The 17,558-nt window shown below is 65.8% G+C and carries 14 protein-coding genes and 1 tRNA gene; 8 read left to right on the forward strand and 7 right to left on the reverse strand.

The annotated features are described in order from the left end of the window. Positions 1-63: 63 nt before the first annotated feature. A complete protein-coding gene (locus R5H32_RS00795; protein ID WP_318336786.1) occupies positions 64-1,632 on the reverse strand; it encodes an ArnT family glycosyltransferase in 1,569 nt (522 codons plus the stop codon). Between the two features lie 210 nt (positions 1,633-1,842). Between R5H32_RS00795 and R5H32_RS00800 the strand changes: the two genes are divergently transcribed. Next, positions 1,843-4,269 (forward strand): FAD-dependent oxidoreductase, encoded by a 2,427-nt coding sequence (locus R5H32_RS00800; protein ID WP_318336787.1) that lies wholly within the window; start codon positions 1,843-1,845, stop codon positions 4,267-4,269. 134 nt (positions 4,270-4,403) lie between these two features. Then, complete coding sequence (locus R5H32_RS00805) at positions 4,404-5,003, forward strand: nucleotidyltransferase family protein (RefSeq protein WP_318336788.1); 600 nt, start codon at positions 4,404-4,406, stop codon at positions 5,001-5,003. A gap of 13 nt (positions 5,004-5,016) precedes the next feature. Here R5H32_RS00805 and R5H32_RS00810 read toward each other — a convergent pair whose 3' ends face one another. From R5H32_RS00810 to R5H32_RS00825, 4 genes are all read right to left on the reverse strand, one after another. After that, positions 5,017-5,715, reverse strand: coding sequence for a Hint domain-containing protein (locus tag R5H32_RS00810; RefSeq protein ID WP_318336789.1), 699 nt, complete (start codon positions 5,713-5,715; stop codon positions 5,017-5,019). A 359-nt stretch (positions 5,716-6,074) separates the two neighbouring features. Beyond that, positions 6,075-6,305 (reverse strand): hypothetical protein, encoded by a 231-nt coding sequence (locus tag R5H32_RS00815; protein ID WP_318336790.1) that lies wholly within the window; start codon positions 6,303-6,305, stop codon positions 6,075-6,077. Between the two features lie 676 nt (positions 6,306-6,981). After that, positions 6,982-7,065, reverse strand: a tRNA-Leu gene (locus R5H32_RS00820). A 56-nt stretch (positions 7,066-7,121) separates the two neighbouring features. Next, a complete protein-coding gene (locus R5H32_RS00825) occupies positions 7,122-7,970 on the reverse strand; it encodes a neutral zinc metallopeptidase (RefSeq protein WP_318336791.1) in 849 nt (282 codons plus the stop codon). Positions 7,971-8,107: 137 nt separating this feature from the next. Between R5H32_RS00825 and R5H32_RS00830 the strand changes: the two genes are divergently transcribed. After that, the gene (locus R5H32_RS00830) at positions 8,108-8,686 is read left to right on the forward strand and encodes a YqaA family protein (protein ID WP_318336792.1); all 579 of its coding nucleotides are present in this window, start codon (positions 8,108-8,110) and stop codon (positions 8,684-8,686) included. Beyond that, entirely contained in the window at positions 8,683-9,138 is a 456-nt protein-coding gene (locus R5H32_RS00835; protein ID WP_318336793.1) for a disulfide bond formation protein B, read from the forward strand. Before R5H32_RS00830 ends, R5H32_RS00835 begins: the two co-directional genes overlap by 4 nt. Before the next feature lie 7 nt (positions 9,139-9,145). On the opposite strand, the gene R5H32_RS00840 is transcribed toward R5H32_RS00835, so the two are convergent. Further along, the gene (locus R5H32_RS00840; RefSeq protein ID WP_318337324.1) at positions 9,146-9,577 is read right to left on the reverse strand and encodes an Lrp/AsnC family transcriptional regulator; all 432 of its coding nucleotides are present in this window, start codon (positions 9,575-9,577) and stop codon (positions 9,146-9,148) included. Between the two features lie 120 nt (positions 9,578-9,697). Between R5H32_RS00840 and rocF the strand changes: the two genes are divergently transcribed. The 4 genes from rocF to guaA all read left to right on the forward strand — a co-directional run bounded on the left by rocF (position 9,698) and on the right by guaA (position 14,310). Then, entirely contained in the window at positions 9,698-10,621 is a 924-nt protein-coding gene (rocF, locus tag R5H32_RS00845; RefSeq protein WP_318336794.1) for an arginase, read from the forward strand. After that, positions 10,621-11,589 (forward strand): citrulline utilization hydrolase CtlX, encoded by a 969-nt coding sequence (gene ctlX / locus R5H32_RS00850; RefSeq protein ID WP_318336795.1) that lies wholly within the window; start codon positions 10,621-10,623, stop codon positions 11,587-11,589. Before rocF ends, ctlX begins: the two co-directional genes overlap by 1 nt. After that, entirely contained in the window at positions 11,586-12,641 is a 1,056-nt protein-coding gene (locus tag R5H32_RS00855) for an ornithine cyclodeaminase (RefSeq protein ID WP_318336796.1), read from the forward strand. Before ctlX ends, R5H32_RS00855 begins: the two co-directional genes overlap by 4 nt. Positions 12,642-12,750: 109 nt before the next feature. Then, the gene (gene guaA / locus R5H32_RS00860) at positions 12,751-14,310 is read left to right on the forward strand and encodes a glutamine-hydrolyzing GMP synthase (RefSeq protein ID WP_318336797.1); all 1,560 of its coding nucleotides are present in this window, start codon (positions 12,751-12,753) and stop codon (positions 14,308-14,310) included. 118 nt (positions 14,311-14,428) lie between these two features. Here guaA and R5H32_RS00865 read toward each other — a convergent pair whose 3' ends face one another. After that, entirely contained in the window at positions 14,429-17,545 is a 3,117-nt protein-coding gene (locus R5H32_RS00865; protein ID WP_318336798.1) for an efflux RND transporter permease subunit, read from the reverse strand. Positions 17,546-17,558: the final 13 nt, after the last annotated feature.

Consider the following 17,558-nt stretch of genomic DNA (forward strand, 5'->3'; position numbering starts at 1 on the left):
CGCAGCGCGTCCCTGAACCCGGGGCGCGCTGCGATCGTTTTCGGGGCGGTTGCTACCCGCGCCTCAGCCGCGAATGCTGGCGGCGACGGTCGCGGCGGACCAGAAGCCGTAACGGGTCCCGTTATAGAAGGTTTCCGATTCGGGTTCGGAGGTGAGCGGAACGCGGTCCACGGGGCCGAAGAGCAGCCCTTCGGGATACGCGGCGCTCCAGCTGCGCAGGGCGTCCGGCCCCGACAGTACCGCGACCGGCGTGGTCAGGCGCGCGCCGAAGTTGAACTCGGCATTGTAGATCATCTCGGCCACCGCGAGCCCGCCGTTCTCCGCCGCCGCCAGTTTCGCGCTGATTTCGTGGTGGTCGTCGGCGGTGTGAAACCCGGTCGTCTCGATCAGGATATGCAGCGCGGCAGCAATCCCGATGCCGAACACGGCATGGGCCCGGGTGAAGGTCAGCCGCCAGCCAAAGACGCCGAGCGCAATGCAGACAAGGCCAAAGAGCGCGACGACCCAGCCGGGCTTCAAGGGCTCAAGGTCGCCTGTGGTCGAGATCAGCCCCAACGCAAGCGCGAGCGCGGCGAGACCGATGACGACCGGAATGGCCGCCGCCGCCGAGCCGCCGCGTCCGGTCCGCTCGACGCTTCCAAGCGCCCGCGCCATGAGCATCGCCACGGCGGGAAATTCCGGGATGAGGTAGTGGATCTGCTTTCCGGAGATCAGCGAGAAGAGGACCAGCCCCGACCCGGCCCAGATTGCCAGCATCCGTCCGCCTGCATCGCCCCGCACCGCCCGCACGACCGCGGGCCAGAGCCGCCAGGACCAGGCCCAGGGAAACAAGAGGACCGGCAGCAAAGACGCGAGGAACCAGACCGGCCGGTCATGGGCAAGGCCGCCGGCCACCCGCGCCGCCGACTGGGTCCAGAGCAGTTCCTCGCGATAGGCCGCGGTACCGCCGATCAGCGCCGGCACAAGCCAGACCGCGACGAGAAAGAGCCCCGCGCCAAGAGCGATTCCGAAGCCCTTGCCAGCCTCGACCAGACGCGGCGGCGACGGCGCCCAGAACGGCATGGTCAGAAGGACCGGCATCAGGTGGACGAAGATCACCGGCCCCTTGGCATAGACCCCGAGCGCGAGGACGAGCCCGAACGCTATCCAGAGCCAGCGGCCGCGCTCGCCCTGCCCGATCCGCCACAGGAGCCCCACGCCGAGGATCGTGGCGAAGGTCAGCATCGTGTCGAAAAGCGTCAGGCTCGCATAGATCAGGAAGACCGTGAAACCCGTGAGCACAAGGATAGACCTCGCGCCCACGCCCTCATCCTCCGGCCAGAGCCGCCGGGCGAGCCCAGCCATCGCGATGGCCGAAGCCACGCCAAAAGCGGGCGCCACCAGCCGCGCGGCGAATTCGCTCACACCGGCAAACTGCCAGACAAGGTTGATCAGCCAGAACAGGAGCGGCGGCTTTTGGGTGTAGAGTTCGAAGTTCCGCGTCAGGTGGAAGACATCGCCCGAAAGCCGCATCTCCCAGGCGACATCGAGATAGCGCGTCTCGTCGATCGGCAGGAGCGGCCTGAGGCTGGCTAGGGTGACGAGGATGACGAGAAGGACAAGCGCCCAGACAGCGGATTGCGGACCAATCAAGCGCGGCTCCATTGGCTGCCCGGCGTTATCCCCTCCTTAGCGCAGCGCCCACGAAGTGCAAATCCGGCCTGCGGGCGGAGCGGTCGAATTCGACCGCTCACGCAAGGAATGCGACAAAGATTGTCGCGGATGCGCTCTCTCCGCTGCCAGCGATTTGACATTCTCGCGCCAAACCGGCCCGACCGGGCCGCAATACGGGGGTATCCATCCATGAAGTCTCATGTCCAGGTCGCGGTCATCGGCGGCGGCGTCGTCGGCTGTTCGGTGCTCTATCACCTGACGAAATACGGCTGGAAGGACGTGATGCTGATCGAGCGCTCGACGCTTACGTCGGGCTCCACCTGGCACGCGGCGGGAGGGTTCCACACGCTGAACGGCGACACCAACATGGCTGCCCTTCAGGGTTACACGATCCAGCTCTACAAGGAGCTGGAAGCGATCACCGGCATGTCCTGCGGGCTCCACCATGTCGGCGGCGTCACGCTCGCCGACAACCAGGCGCGCTACGAGATGCTCGTCGCCGAACGCGCCAAGCACCGCTACATGGGGCTTCATACCGAGATCCTTAGCCCGGCGGAGATCGAGACGCTTACCGACGGTCTCGTCAACACCAAGGGCATTATCGGCGGCCTCTACGATCCCCTGGACGGCCACCTCGACCCCTCCGGCACCACCCATGCCTATGCCCGCGCCGCAAAGATGGGCGGGGCCGAGATCGTCGAGCACAACCGGGTGCTGGAGACCAATCCCCGCCCCGACGGCGGCTGGGACGTGGTGACCGAAAAGGGCACGATCCACGCCGAGCACATCGTCAACGCGGGCGGCCTCTGGGCGCGCGAGGTGGCGGCGATGGCGGGCGTCTACCTGCCGCTGCTGCCGATGGCGCACCAGTATCTCGTCACCGACGACATCCCCGAGATCATGGAGATCCTGAAATCCGGCCACGAGTTCCCCCACGTCATGGATCCCGGCGGCGAAAGCTACCTGCGCCAGGAGGGTCGCGGCCTCTGCATCGGTTTCTACGAGAAGCCCTGCGAAGGCTGGTCGATCGACGGCACGCCCTGGACCTTCGGTCATGAACTCCTTCCCGACAATCTAGACAAGATCGAGGAGTCCGTCGCCTTCGCCTACAAGCGCTTCCCGGTTCTGGAGAAGGCCGGCGTCAAGAGCGTGATCCACGGCCCCTTCACCTTCGCGCCGGATGGCAACCCCCTGATCGGCCCGGTGCCGGGCTTGCGCAACTACTGGTCCGCCTGCGCCGTCATGGCCGGGTTCAGCCAGGGCGGCGGCATGGGCAAGTCGCTCGCCGAATGGATGATCCACGGCGAGACCGAATGCGACCCGCGCGGCTTCGACGTGGCCCGCTTCGGCAAGTGGACGACGCCGGGCTACACCGTCCCGAAGGTGATCGAGAACTACCAGATGCGCTTCTCGGTTTCCTACCCGAACGAGGAACGCCCCGCCGCGCGGCCCTTCCGCACCACGCCGATGTACGACATCTTCGACGGGATGGGCGCGGTCTGGGGCCAGCAGTACGGACTTGAAGTCGTGAACTACTTCGCCCTTCCCGGCGAGCCGCGCTATGAGACGCCGTCCTTCAAGCGCTCCAACGCCTGGGAGGCCACGGCCGCCGAGGTCCGCGCGGTGCGCGAAGCCGTCGGCATCAACGAGGTCCAGAACTTCGGCAAGTTCCGCGTCACGGGGCCGAACGCGCGCGCCTGGCTCGACCGGATCATGGCGGGCGCGGTCCCGAAGCCGGGGCGGCTCACGCTGACCCCGATGCTCTCGCCCAAGGGCAAGATCATCGGCGACTTCACCGTCACCTGCATCTCGGAAACCGAGTTCCGCATCACCGGCTCCTACGGCGCGCAGGACCAGCACCTGCGCTGGTTCGAAAGCAATCTCGACGCCGGCGTGACGGTCGAGAATGTCTCTGACCGCGTCACCGGTTTCCAGATCGCCGGGCCGAACGCGCGCGAGCTTCTGAGCCGCGTCACCCGGTCGGACGTCTCGGGCGAGGCGTTCCGGTTCATGGATGCGAAACGCATGACCATCGGCATGGCCGACTGCCTCGTCCAGCGCGTGAGCTACACCGGCGATCTCGGCTACGAGATCTTCACCGACTTCATGAGCCAGCGCACGCTCTGGCACACGCTCTGGGCCGCAGGCCAGGAGCTTGGGCTGAAGCCCTTCGGGATGCGAGCGATGATGTCCTTGCGGCTCGACAAGCTCTTCGGCTCCTGGGCGCGGGAGTTCTCGCCCGACTACTTCCCCGGCGAGACCGGCATCGACCGCTTCATCCGCTGGAACAAGGAGGCCGACTGGATCGGCAAAGCACCCGCGATGAAGGAGAAGGCAGAAGGTCCGAAGCGCCGGCTCTGCGCCTTCATCGTCGATGCGGCCGATGCCGACGTCGTGGCCTATGAGCCGATCTGGATCGGCGACGCGGTCGTGGGTTTCTGCACTTCGGGCGGCTATTCGCACTGGACCGGCCAGTCGGTGGCGCAGGGCTTCGTCCCGGTCGACATGATCCGCGACGGGCTCGAGGCCGAGATCGAGATCCTCGGCCAGCGCCGCAAGGCACGGCTGGTGGCCGGCCCGCTCTGGGACGCCGACGGCGCCCGGATGCGCGGCTGAACCGCCCGCGCCGCGGCCCGTCAGGGGCGCGGCGCGGTACGCACTTTCTGCCGGGTTGCACCTGAAGGTTCCGGTTGGAATACTGGGGCAGGACGAATGGCGGGGTTCTACGCCGCAATGCAGGAGCGCCAGGGATGGCCGGGCTTGCAATCCTGATTCCGGCCGCGGGCGCATCCCGGCGCATGCGCGGATCGGACAAGCTTCTCGCCGATATCGACGGCGAGCCTCTGCTGCGCCGGGTCGCGGCGATGGCGGCGCGGACCGGCGAGCGGGTGCTGGTGACACTGCCCGCGAGCGGCCCGTCCGCGCCGGGGCGCCGCGCCGCGCTGACGGGGCTCCGGCTGGAGATCGTGCCGGTCGCGGACGCCCATGACGGGTTCTCGGCAAGCCTGCGCGCCGGCGCGGATCACGCCGGGCCGGTCGAAGGCCTGATGGTGCTTATGCCGGACATGCCCGATATCGAGCGGGAAGACCTGACGCGTCTGATCGCGGCATTCGCCGAGGACCCGACCCACCCGCTGCGCGCCGCTACGGAAACCGGTGCCGAAGGCCATCCGGTGATCTTCCCCCGCAGGCTCTTGCAGGAGCTGAGGGTTCTGACCGGGGACCGCGGCGCTCGCGTCGTCCTTGAAGGCGAATCCGTCCGCACCCTTGTCCTGCCCGGAGACCGGGCCATCCTCGATCTCGACACGCCGGAGGACTGGGACGCGTGGCGCCGCCGTCGCGAGAGCTGACGATGCGGATCGTTCAGGCGGCCAGCGCGACACGCTTCACGCCGGGACGACTCCACCCGGCCCGTGCGGGCGCGTAGGCGGTCAGACCGGCCTCGGTCGCGAGCTCGGGGAAGATCGTCAGGATTTCCCGCAGCTGCGCCGTGTGCAACCCATCGAGCGCCGCGCGATCCGGCCGGAAGCTCTCGCTCCAGGCGCCGTCGGCGAGGATCACCTCGTGGGCGTCGAACATGAGATGGAAATAGGTCACCTCGGCGTGGACCCCCGGTACGATCTGCACCGGGTCGAGGTCGCAGGCCGCCACCAGAACCTCGCTCTCGGCGCCAAGGAGGCGCGCCGCCTCGCCACTCACCAGTATCCGGTGCTGCGGACTGACGGTCAGGTCGCGTGACGGCATGTCGGGGCCTAGGCTGCCGCGCCGGATCGTAACGGGCCGAAGCTCGGCGAACCGCGTCAGCGCGGCGGCGTCGAAATGACGTGCGCCGATCCAGCGCAGGGGACGATAACCGTTGTCGCGCGTCAGAATACGATCGCCGGGCCGAAGGCTCTCGATTGCTGTTTCGCCGCGAGCCGTCGCGATACTGGCCCCTGAGATAAAACAGGGCGTGCGAGGGCATGTTTCGGGCGTCCTCGCGTCCGCCGTCGCCAGCATCTCTTTCACATCAATCTCAAGGGATCGGTTTGCCACAACCTTCGTTTCCGTATCGACATTCATAGCGACTCGTTCCAACACCATGACCACATAGCACAATCAAACACTCGATCTTGTGGCTAAGTGCCGAATGCGGTCGCATTTGGGCGAGCTTGCGACATTTCGGTCGCGACGCTGCGAAACTTGCGCCGGCCGCACTCCACGGTTGTCTGCCCTGAAAACGGTTCGCGCCGCAAGCTTGCACGAGACACGCTGCCACCGCGCTACTGGTCCAGCGCGGTCGACTCGCATCATGAATTCACGCTCCGGACATGGTCCGGCCGAAGCAATCGGCACTGCAGGCGATTTCATCGGGTGGGAGATACGGCACGATCCTGGGCCCGTCGTCAGGGCGGCGCCGATCGCATCAATGGCGACGAAGACTATTCTGTCGTCGCCGCGATCTGAGCGCCGCCCTTGGCCGCGACGCCCAGGCAGCAGCTCGGTATGAAACCCTTACCATGCTGGAGAACGCCGTCGGATTCTGTTCCATGAAAAAGTCCGGCCAAATCAGCCGGAGCGGACTTCGAGTTCCGGGAAAATTCGGCGGCCGGGAATCCGTCTTTGAAAATAAACCCCAGGCCGCCAATAATGCCGCACTCAGAAATTGCCATCCACCGTTTACCCACGCCTCGCACCCACTCAATAAACTCACAAAACTCCCGCTATTTCGGGTCGTGGGATGGCCGAACTTATAACTTACCGCGGAACCGATTGTTTCCGCGCTACTCGTAATGGGGCTAAATCCCCATCGGTCATTCTGGATATTTGGCTCTCACCGGCGCGACGATTCACTTGCCGCCGATCGAGAACCAAACCCCCCAGCCCCCAGATAAAACTCTCCGAAGGACGTCTATCAGGATACCTTTGGTGCCCTGCGACGCCAACTGAAAAATGGCGACAAGAAGGCAGCGTAAGTTCAAAGAATGTTGCCAATTGTTGAGAAAATTGATCTTGCGAAGTTCGAAAAAAGGATGGCCCGCCAGGCCGCCGCAACTAGATGCAGGGCCCGAATCCCGGAGCCACACAAATTACCCGCCACCCCTGCCAGAGGATCGCAGCCGGCGGCGCCAACACCCCCCGCTCCGGCAACCAAGAGTTTCCATTTTGGATACGATAAAAAATCCCGCGAACATCGCAGCGCGGGCTTTGTGGCGATATTGTGGCCGACAATCGTTCGCGAACCACCACCAATTCCCCTCCATGAACCCGGTTTGTTCGCTTTCTCACATGCGCCTGCATGTTTTGATTCGTCCGCGCGGCGCGGGAATCGGCTCGATTCATTCCGGATGGTGCCCGAGGCGAGACTCGAACTCGCACGCCTTGCGGCGACGGATTTTGAATCCGCTGCGTCTACCATTCCGCCACTCGGGCAACGCGAGAAGCGGTCTAGCCGCCCGCCGCGCCGAAGACAAGCTGTTTGGAGGCGCTCAGAGCGCGTTCGTGCTGAACGTGTCGCAGGCGGCGACGGAGCCGCTTTCGTACCCTTGCGCGAACCAACGCTGCCGCTGTTCGGACGTGCCATGGGTGAACGTATGCGGCATCGGCCGTTGGCCGGCATTGCGCTGCAACGTGTCGTCGCCGATCTGGCGGGCGGCATTCATCGCCTCGCCAACGTCTCCTGGATCGAGACTGCCGAACCGCTCGCCGGCATGGCGCGCCCAGACGCCGGAGAAGCAATCGGCCTGCAGCTCGATACGGACCGAGATCGCGTTCGACTGGGCCTCGCTGGAACGCTGGCGGATCTTGTTGGCCTCTCCGAGGATCCCGAGCTCGTTCTGGACGTGATGGGCGATCTCGTGGGCCACGACATAGGCGGCGGCGAAATCGCCCTTCGCCCCGAGGCGCTGCGCGAGGGTCGTGAAGAACTGGGTGTCGAGATAGGCCTTGCGGTCGAGCGGGCAGTAGAACGGGCCGGTCGCACCAGACGCGCCGCCGCAGGGCGATTGCGTCACGGCCTTGAACAGGACCAGCGTCGGCGGCTCATACCGCTGGCCGAGTTCGCGCGAAAAAATCTCGGCCCAGATTTCCTCGGTGTCGGCCAGCGTGACCGAGACGAATTCGCCGGCGCGCCGGTCGGCATCGGTCAGCTCGCCGCCGCCGCCGCTCGTGCCGGTACCCGGCCCACCGGACAGCATCGGCGTGACATCAACTCCGAGGAAATACCCGATCGCAAGGATCGCCAGAAGACCGCCGATACCGATCCCTCCGGCCCGCCCGCCGCTCATGCGGCGCCGGTCCTCTATGTTGCGACTGCCGCGACGTCCCTGCCATTTCATTTTGCCCCCCTCGGAAAACCAAGAATGCCCACGCATTCCAGACTAACCCCGCTCGCGCCGGAAGACAAAGATTGTCCCGCTTGACGCCAAGGCCCGCACGTGGCCTAACGGCGGCGAGGCATTTTTGGGCAATACTGATGATCCGCGCTTTGTATGACTGGACGATCCGGCTCGCGGAGCATCCGCGCTCTTTGTCGGCGCTCGGGGTCGTTTCTTTTATAGAAAGCTCGTTCTTCCCGATCCCGCCCGACATCCTGATGATCCCGATGATCATCGCGCGGCCGTCGCGGGCCTGGCTGATCGCCACGATCGCCCTCGTCACCTCGGTTCTCGGCGGGCTCTTCGGCTATTTCATCGGCGCGGTGCTCTTCGAAAGCGTCGGCCAGCCGATCCTTGAATTCTACGGAAAGACCGAAGCGGGCGCGTCCTTCGCGCAGCATTTCAACGAATACGGCGCCTGGGCGGTACTCATCGCCGGCGTGACGCCCTTCCCCTTCAAGGTCATCACCATCGTTTCGGGCTGGACCGGCCTGTCTCTGCCGGTCTTCGTTATCTCGGCGATCGCCGCGCGGGGGCTGCGCTTCTTCATCGTTGCCGGACTTCTGTGGCAGTTCGGCGAGCCGATCCGCGACTTCATCGAGCGTCGCCTCGGGATCGTCTTCAGTATCGCCATGGCGCTCCTGATCGGAGGCTTCGCGGCGGTGAGGTACCTTTGACGCGCACCCGCCTGATCCTCCTGGCCGCGGGCGGCTCGCTCGCCCTGCTCGCCGGCGCCTTCGTCTTCCAGGCGCTCGGCTACGCGCCTTGCAAGCTCTGCATCTGGCAGCGCTGGCCGCACGGGATCGCGATCGCGATCGGCGGGATCGCGCTCGTCAAGTCGCTCGGATGGCTGCCGTGGGTCGGCGCGCTGGCGGCCCTGACCACGGCCGGTATCGGCGTGTTCCATGCCGGCGTCGAGCTGCGCTGGTGGCCGGGGCCCGACACCTGCACTTCGTCCGGCGACCTCGCCGGGTCGGCCGAGGATCTCCTGAACCAGATCATGGCGGCGCCGCTCGTGCGCTGCGACGAGGTCGCCTGGATGTTCGCCGGCCTCTCCATGGCGGCCTGGAACGCGATCCTTTCCTTCGCGCTGGCCGCGCTCTGGATCGCCGCCGCCCGCCGGACCTGAGCGGGCTTCATCGGCGTCCGGCGCGTCTTGTCGCAAGCATCAGGCTCGTCTCGCTCGCCGTCACCCCGTCGAGCTTGCGGATCATCGCAAGAACCCGGTCGAACTCCTCGAGCGTCCGGGTTCCGATCTCGGCGATGAGATCCCAGCGGCCATTCGTCGAATGCACCGCCTGCACCTCCGGAAGCCCGGAGAGGCGCGCCACGACCCGATCCGCGCCGCGGCCCTCGATACCGATCATCATCAGCCCGCGCACCGGCATCGCCGTGAGATCGCCGCGCGTGACCACGGTGAAGCCCTGGATCTCGCCGCGCGCCATGAGCCGCTCCATCCGCGCCCGCACGGTGGCCCGCGCCAGCCCGAGCCGAGCGGCGAGTTCCGACAGAGACGCGCGCCCGTCGCGCCGGAGCGCGGCGATCAGGGCCTGATCTGTTTCGTCCAGTTCGTTCATATTCTCCGCCGTTTTGGACAATCGCATGAACATATTGATCATAGATTTACTTCAAACCGACGCAATCCGGCAAGAGACTGCTCTTCGCCCCCCGTTACACCGGAGACGCTCATGAAACCGACCTGCATCCTGATCGGCGCGCCGATCGACACCGGCCAGAAACGCGAAGGCTGCCTCATGGGGCCGGCCGCCTACCGGGTCGCCGGCCTCGCCCAGAGCCTCGAGACCCTTGGCCAGTCCGTGATCGACCATGGCGACGTGACCCCGGCGCCGCTGCGCGAGACCGACTGCGCAAATCCGGCCGTCCACCACCTCGCCGAGACCGTCGCCTGGACCGAGGCGCTCGCCGAAGCCGGCGAGGAAGCGATGGCCAAGGGCCTGCCGATCTTCATGGGCGGCGACCATTCGCTGTCGCTCGGCTCCGTCGCCGGGGTCGCGGCCCATGCCGCGAAGGCCGGCCGGCCTCTTTTCGTGCTCTGGCTCGACGCGCATTCGGATTACCACACGCCGCTGACGACCCAGTCCGGCAACCTGCACGGCACGCCCGTCGCCTATATCGCCGGCCGCCCCGGCTTCGACGCCTTCCCGCCCTTTCCCGCGCCGGTTCCGGCCGAACGCATCTGCCTTTACGGCATCCGCTCGGTCGATCAGGCCGAGCACTCCGGGCTTCTGGAAACCGACATGACCGTCTGCGACATGCGCGTTCTGGACGAGCGCGGCATCGTCGCGCCCTTGCGCGAATTCCTCGACATTGTGCGGGCCGAGAACGGTCTCCTCCATGTCTCGCTGGACGTCGACTTCCTCGACCCCGGTATCGCGCCCGCCGTCGGCACCACGGTCCCGGGCGGCACTACTTTCCGCGAGGCACATCTTGTGATGGAGCATCTGCACGAGTCCGGTCTCGTCAGCTCGCTCGACCTCGTCGAGCTGAACCCCTTCCTCGATGAGCGCGGCAAGACCGCGCGGCTGATGGTGGAACTCGTCGGCTCCCTGATGGGCCGCAAGGTCTTCGATCGCCCGACGCGGAGCGCCTGATGACCTACCTGCCCCCGCGCAACCTTCTTCAGGCACCCGACGCGGTTGTGATGATCCGACCGCACGCCTTCGTGCCGAACCCCGAGACCAGGGCCGACAACGCGTTCCAGAAGGACGCGAATGCCGAGACCGCCGCCTTGTCCAAGGCCGCGCTCGCCGAACACGATGCCGCCGTCGCACGCCTGCGCGCCGAGGGCGTGACGGTTCATGTCTTCGACGATCATGGCCAGAACGAGACGCCGGACAGCGTCTTTCCGAACAACTGGTTCTCGACCCATTCCGGCGGCCAGGTCGCAGTCTATCCGATGTTCGCAAGCAATCGCCGCCGCGAACGCCGCCCCGACGTGACCGAGATGCTTAAGTCGCGCTACCGGCTGCAGGAGGTCATCGACATGTCGGGCCTCGAAGAGGACGGGCTGGCGCTCGAAGGCACCGGGGCGATGGTGCTCGACCATGTCGGCCGCATCGCTTACACGGTGCGTTCGAACCGCGCAGATCCAATCGTTCTCGAACGCTTCTGCACCCATTTTGCCTACGAACCGATTGCCTTTGACGCTGTCGACGCCGAGGGCCGCGCCGTCTATCACACCAATGTTCTGATGTGCGTGGCCACCGACTACGCTCTCGTCGGGCTCGACATGATCACGAATCCGGAGCGCCGCGAAACGGTCGCCCAGCGACTGGCCGAGGCCGGGCGCACGGTGATCCCGCTGATGGCGGCGCAGATCGGCGAATTCGCCGGCAACGCGATCGAGCTGACCGGAGCGCAGGGGCGCATCCTCGCCCTGTCGACGCGCGCCGCCGCAGCCCTCGACGCCGCACAGCGGGCCGAGATCGAACGCTCGGCGCGGCTCGTGCCTCTCGACGTCCCTACAATCGAACTCGCCGGAGGCTCCGTGCGCTGCATGATCGCCGGTATCCACTTGTCGGCCCGCCCGACCCCCCATCAGGACAAGACCCCGAAATGACCCAGCCTTCAAATCTTTCAATCGTCCCCTTCGTCAGCGTCGACAACATGATGAAGCTCGTGCTTCACCTCGGCCCCGAGCGCGTGATGACCGACCTCGCCTCCTATATCGAGGCCGATTTCCGCCGCTGGGAAAGCTTCGACAAGACTCCGCGCGTGGCTTCGCATTCCGAAGTCGGGGTGATCGAGCTGATGCCGACTTCGGATGGCGCCATGTACGGCTTCAAATACGTCAACGGCCACCCGAAGAACACCAAGGAAGGGCTCCAGACCGTCACCGCCTTCGGCCTGCTGGCGGAGGTGAATACCGGCTACCCGATCCTCCTGACAGAGATGACGATCCTCACCGCGCTGCGCACCGCCGCGATGTCGGCGCTCGCCGCCCGGCACCTCGCGCCGAAGGGAGCGACCACGATGGCGATGATCGGCAACGGCGCCCAGGCCGAGTTCCAGGCGCTGGCCTTCAAGGCGATCTGCGGCGTGAGCGAGGTCCGGCTCTACGACATCGACCCCGCCGCGACGGCCAAATGCGTCCGGAACCTCGCGGGGTCCGGCCTTGCGCTGACCGCCTGCAAGACCGCCGAGGAGGCGATGGAAGGTGCCGGCATCATCACCACCTGCACCGCCGACAAGCAATGCGCGACGATCCTGACCGACAACATGGTCGGCGCCGGCGTCCATATCAACGCGGTCGGCGGCGACTGCCCCGGCAAGACCGAGCTGCACAAGGACATACTCCTGCGTTCCTCGATCTTCGTCGAATACCCGCCGCAGACCCGCATCGAGGGCGAGATCCAGCAGCTCGACCCCGACCACGCGGTCACCGAGCTCTGGCAGGTGATCACCGGCGCCGCGACCGGCCGCTCCGATCCGCGCCAGATCACGCTCTTCGACTCGGTCGGCTTCGCGATCGAGGACTTCTCGGCGCTGCGCTACGTCCATGACCAGCTGAAGGCCCTGCCTTACAGCGAGCCGCTCGACATGATCGCCGATCCCGACGATCCGCGCGACCTTTACGGCATGCTCCTGCGCGCCAAGGCAAAGGCAGCCTGATCTCCTTTCATCTTGCCCGATATATCCTCGGGTGCGCGGGGGCGGACAGCCCCCGCCTCCCCCGCCAAATACCCTTGCGCCGAACCGGACAAGGCAATATTCCCCGGCCATGACACACGCCCATGACCGCCTCCTCATCATCGACTTCGGCAGCCAGGTCACGCAGCTGATTGCGCGGCGCCTGCGCGAGCTGAACGTCTACTGCGAGATCCACCCCTACAACCGGGTGGACGATGCCTTCCTGAAGGATTTCGCCCCGAAGGCGGTGATCTTCTCCGGTGGCCCTGCCTCGGTCTTTTCCGACGGCGCACCGATGCCGCCCGCGGGCGTGTTCGATCTTGGCGTGCCGATCCTCGGCATCTGCTACGGGCAGCAGGTGATGATGCATTGCCTCGGCGGCCGCGTCGAGCGCGGCCACAAGACCGCGGAGTTCGGCCGCGCCTATGTCACGCCGACCGACGACAGGCTTCCGCTCCTCGACGGCTGGTTCGCGGGAGGCCGCGAACAGGTCTGGATGAGCCACGGCGACCACGTCTCCGCGATCGCGCCCGGCTTCCAGGTCTACGGCACCTCGCCCAACGCCCCCTTCGCGATCACCGCCGACCCCGAGCGCCGCTTCTTCGCCGTGCAGTTCCACCCCGAGGTGCACCACACGCCGAAGGGCGCGAAGCTCTACGAGAACTTCGTCCGCCTCGCCGGCTTCAGCGGCGACTGGACGATGCGCGCCTACCGCGAGGACGCGATCGAGAAGATCCGGGCCCAGGTCGGCGACCAGAAGGTGATCTGCGGACTTTCGGGCGGCGTCGACAGCTCGGTCGCCGCGATCCTCATCCACGAGGCGATCGGCGACCAGCTTACCTGCGTCTTCGTGGACCACGGCCTTCTCCGCCTCAACGAGGCCGAGGAAGTGGTGTCAATGTTCCGCGACACCTATAACATTCCCCTGATCCACGCGGACGAGGCCGACCTCTTCCTCGGCGCGCTCGAGGGTGTCTCGGACCCCGAGGTGAAGCGCAAGACCATCGGCAAGCTCTTCATCGACGTCTTCCAGAAACACGCGGGCGAGGTCGGCGGCGCCACCTTCCTCGCGCAAGGAACGCTCTATCCGGACGTCATCGAGTCGGTCAGCTTCTCGGGCGGCCCCTCGGTCACGATCAAGTCGCACCACAACGTGGGCGGCCTGCCGGAAAAGATGGGCCTGAAACTCGTCGAGCCGCTCCGCGAGCTCTTCAAGGACGAGGTTCGCGCGCTCGGGCGCGAGCTCGGCCTGCCGGACCGCTTCATCGGCCGCCATCCCTTCCCCGGCCCCGGCCTCGCGATCCGTTGTCCCGGCGAGATCACCCGCGAGAAGCTGGAGATCCTGCGCCAGGCCGATGCGGTCTACATCGACCAGATCCGCAAGCACGGGCTTTACGACGAGATCTGGCAGGCCTTCGTCGCGATCCTGCCGGTAAAGACCGTCGGCGTGATGGGCGACGGGCGGACCTATGATTTCGCCTGCTCGCTTCGCGCGGTGACCTCGGTCGACGGCATGACCGCGGATTACTACCCGTTCACCCATGATTTCCTCGGCGAGACCGCGACCCGGATCATCAACGAAGTCAAGGGCATCAACCGGGTGATGTACGACATCACCTCGAAGCCCCCCGGCACGATCGAGATGGAGTAACGGGCGTCGGGTCGGCAGCGGGCCTCGCATAGGCACCTCCCGGAAAGCCCACTGGACACGGCAAAAAAACGCCCCGGCGCGTGCGCCGGGGCGTTCTTTTCGCGGTTTGGCAAATGCGTCAGTGAGCGCCGGCCCACCCTCCGGCAGACGCCTCGCCAGTGGCCGCGAGAGCCTCGCGTTCGGCTGCGGCACCGAACCACAGGATCAGGACCGGCATGATCAGCAGGTTGACCAGCGTCGAGCTGACCAGCCCTCCGAGGATCACCACCGCCATCGGGAACTCGATCTCGTGTCCGGGGATCTCGCCCGCCACCACGAGCGGCAGAAGCGCCGCACCCGTCGTGATCGCGGTCATCAGGATCGGTGCCAGCCGTTCGCAGGCGGCCTGGCTGACCCGTTCGGGGCCGAAGGGCATTCCCTCCTCGCCGAGCCGCTGGCAATGGCTGATCATCAGGATATTGTTCCGCGCGGCGATGCCGAGCACGGTGATGAACCCCACCAGCGAACCAAGCGAGAAGATCCCGCCGCCGAGCCAGGCGGCAACGACCCCGCCGGCCAGAGCCGCCGGCATCGCCGCAAAGGCGACCGCGGCGTAGCGGACCGAGCGGAACGAGGCATGCAGAAGCGCGAAAATCCCGAGCGCGACCGCGATCTCCACCGCGATGAGCCGGGTTTGCGAGGCCTGCAGCTCCGCGAACTCACCCAGCATCTCGAAGTGGTACCCGAGCGGGAACTCCATCTCTTCGACGATATCCTCCACCTCGGAGGCGACCGAACCAAGATCGCGGCCCGAGACATGGGCACCGACCTCGATCGAGCGCGAGAGATCCTCGTGCTGGATGATGTTGGGCGTCGGCGTGACGGCGATATCTGCCACTTCCTTCAGGGCCACCTGCCCGCCGATCGGCGCGTCGATCAGGATGTTCTCGATATCGGTCAGCGACGCCCGCACCTCCGGCGTGCCCCAGACCTGGACGTCATAGGTGCGCGCATGGGTATGGATGTCGCCGGCCTCGATCCCCGAGATGATCGTCGAGACCGCGCGCCGCACGTCTCCCGGCTTCAGGCCATAGCTTGCGGCCTTGGCGACGTCGGTTCGGATGTCGATCTGCGGCACGTTCTTCTGCAGCCCGACATGCAGGCCCACGAGCCCCTCCACGCCGCCGATCGCTTCAGCCACGCGGTCAGCCTGTTCGCGGATCCCCTCGAAGTCGGGACCGAAGATGCGTATGACGATCGGCTCGCTCTCGCCGGTCAGAACCTCGCGGATGCGCTCCTTGAGATAGGTCAGAACGTCCCGGTAAAGCCCCGGATAGCCGTCGACCACTTCCTGGATGCGGTCGAGCGTGGCGTCATAGTCCGCCGCGGGATCGACCGAGACCCAGTTCTCGCCGAAATGCATGCCTACGACCTCGTCCATGTAGAGAGCCTGGCCGATATGGGCGCCGAAGTTGCGCACCCCCTCGATATCTCGCAACTCCTTGCTGCCCTGGACCGTGATCCGGTACATCTCGGGCTGCGAGACGCCGGGGGCCGTGACCCAGTGCATCAGGAAGTCACGCTCCTTGAACGAGGGCAGGAGTTGCTGGCCCATGAAGGGCAAGAGCGTGAAGCAGGCGCCGAGCAGAACCACGCAAGTCGTCACGGTCAGGCGCGGAACGGCGAAGATCGCGTCCAGCATCCGGCGGTAGCCGGCGACAAGGAACCGGGCCAGCGGCGCCGGCTTGTCGCCGATGTCGCGATTGCCGAGCAACACATAGCTCAACGCGGGCGTGATGGTCACCGCCACGACGAGCGAAGCCATCAAGGCCACCGCGTAGGACCAGGCGAGCGGCCGGAAGAACGATCCCGAGAGGCCTTCGAGGAAGAAGACCGGCACGACCGCCAGCACGATGATCGCGGTCGCGAAGACGATCGCGGCCCGGATCTCGAGCGAGGCTTCGAGGATCACCCGGAAGGTCGAGCGGCCGAGATTCTTCGCGCGGTTTTCGCGCAATCGTCGGACGATGTTCTCGACGTCGATGATCGCGTCGTCCACCACCGCGCCGAGCGCGATCGCGAAGCCCGCGAGTACCATCGTATTGATCGTCATTCCCTGCCAGTCGAGCACCAGGAGCGCCCCGAGCAGCGACACCGGCACGGCGACGATAGAGATAAGCGCGATGCGCCAGTCGAACAGGAAGACCCAGAGCACCAGCGTGACCAGCACCGCGGCCACGAGAAGCGCCTTGGAAAGGTTGTCGATCGAAGTCTCGATGAACGTCGCTGGGCGGAAAATCTCTGTATCGATCTCGATATCCTGAAGTCCCGGACGCATCTTGTCGATCGCCTCCTCGACGTTCAGTGACACGTCGAGTGTATTGGCCCAGGGAAACTTCTCGACGATGAGAAGGAGCCCCGGACCGTCATTGATCACCGCGTCGCCGATCAGCGGCTGGTGGTCGATCTTGACATCGGCCACGTCGGCCAGCGTCTTGTCGGTGCCGGTGACGCTGACCTTCTTCAGATCGTCGATCGTGTGGATCGGCAACACATGGTGGATCGGATAACGGTTCGTGTCGGTGTCGATGAAGCCGCCGGTGCCGACTCGCGCGCCGTCGGAGTAGCGCAGAAGACCGACATCGAGCGCATCGGCGGTGCTTTCCATCACCGTGTCCAGCGTCACCCCGTTTTCGGCTAGGCGCGCGGGATCGACCTGCACCTGCATCATCTCCAGACGCTCGCCCCAGATCGCAACGTTTGCCACGCCGGGCACCCGCAAGAGCCGCTCGCGGATCTTCCAGTAGGTCGTCATCGACATGTCGATCAGCGAGTATTTCTCCGACGACAGGCCGATCTTCATGATCCGGCTCGTCGCCGAAAGCGGCGGCAGGATCACCGGCGGGCTCGACCAGGTCGGCAGCGTCGCCGAGATCTCGTTGACCCGCTCCTGCACCAGTTGACGCGCACGCAGAAGATCGGTGTCGCGCGTGAAGATCATCACGATGGACGACAGTTGCGGCGCCGATTTCGACCGGATGATGTCGAGCCCGGCAATCCCGGCCAGACCCTGTTCGAGCGGGATCGTGATGTATTCCTCGACCTCGATCGACGTAAGCCCGAGCGAGGGCGTCTGAATCTCGACCAGAGGCGGCGCGAATTCGGGGAACACGTCGACCCTCAGATCGTTGGTCCGCTGCGCCCCGAATATGACCAGCATGGCGGCGAGCGCGATCACGATATAGCGAAAGCGCATGCTTGCTTCGATC

The sequence above is a fragment of the Defluviimonas sp. D31 genome, assembly GCF_033436765.1.
Taxonomy (GTDB): domain Bacteria; phylum Pseudomonadota; class Alphaproteobacteria; order Rhodobacterales; family Rhodobacteraceae; genus Albidovulum.

What these genes read in the sequence shown, in the direction of transcription:
- guaA (WP_318336797.1), top strand. Translation starts at nt 12,751, where the DNA reads ATGACACACGCCCATGACCGCCTCCTCATCATCGACTTCGGCAGCCAG.
- R5H32_RS00855 (WP_318336796.1), top strand. Translation starts at nt 11,586, where the DNA reads ATGACCCAGCCTTCAAATCTTTCAATCGTCCCCTTCGTCAGCGTCGAC.
- R5H32_RS00800 (WP_318336787.1), top strand. Translation starts at nt 1,843, where the DNA reads ATGAAGTCTCATGTCCAGGTCGCGGTCATCGGCGGCGGCGTCGTCGGC.
- R5H32_RS00830 (WP_318336792.1), top strand. Translation starts at nt 8,108, where the DNA reads ATGATCCGCGCTTTGTATGACTGGACGATCCGGCTCGCGGAGCATCCG.
- rocF (WP_318336794.1), top strand. Translation starts at nt 9,698, where the DNA reads ATGAAACCGACCTGCATCCTGATCGGCGCGCCGATCGACACCGGCCAG.
- R5H32_RS00810 (WP_318336789.1), bottom strand. Translation starts at nt 5,715, where the DNA reads ATGAATGTCGATACGGAAACGAAGGTTGTGGCAAACCGATCCCTTGAG.
- R5H32_RS00825 (WP_318336791.1), bottom strand. Translation starts at nt 7,970, where the DNA reads ATGAAATGGCAGGGACGTCGCGGCAGTCGCAACATAGAGGACCGGCGC.
- ctlX (WP_318336795.1), top strand. Translation starts at nt 10,621, where the DNA reads ATGACCTACCTGCCCCCGCGCAACCTTCTTCAGGCACCCGACGCGGTT.
- R5H32_RS00865 (WP_318336798.1), bottom strand. Translation starts at nt 17,545, where the DNA reads ATGCGCTTTCGCTATATCGTGATCGCGCTCGCCGCCATGCTGGTCATA.
- R5H32_RS00805 (WP_318336788.1), top strand. Translation starts at nt 4,404, where the DNA reads ATGGCCGGGCTTGCAATCCTGATTCCGGCCGCGGGCGCATCCCGGCGC.
- R5H32_RS00815 (WP_318336790.1), bottom strand. Translation starts at nt 6,305, where the DNA reads ATGGCAATTTCTGAGTGCGGCATTATTGGCGGCCTGGGGTTTATTTTC.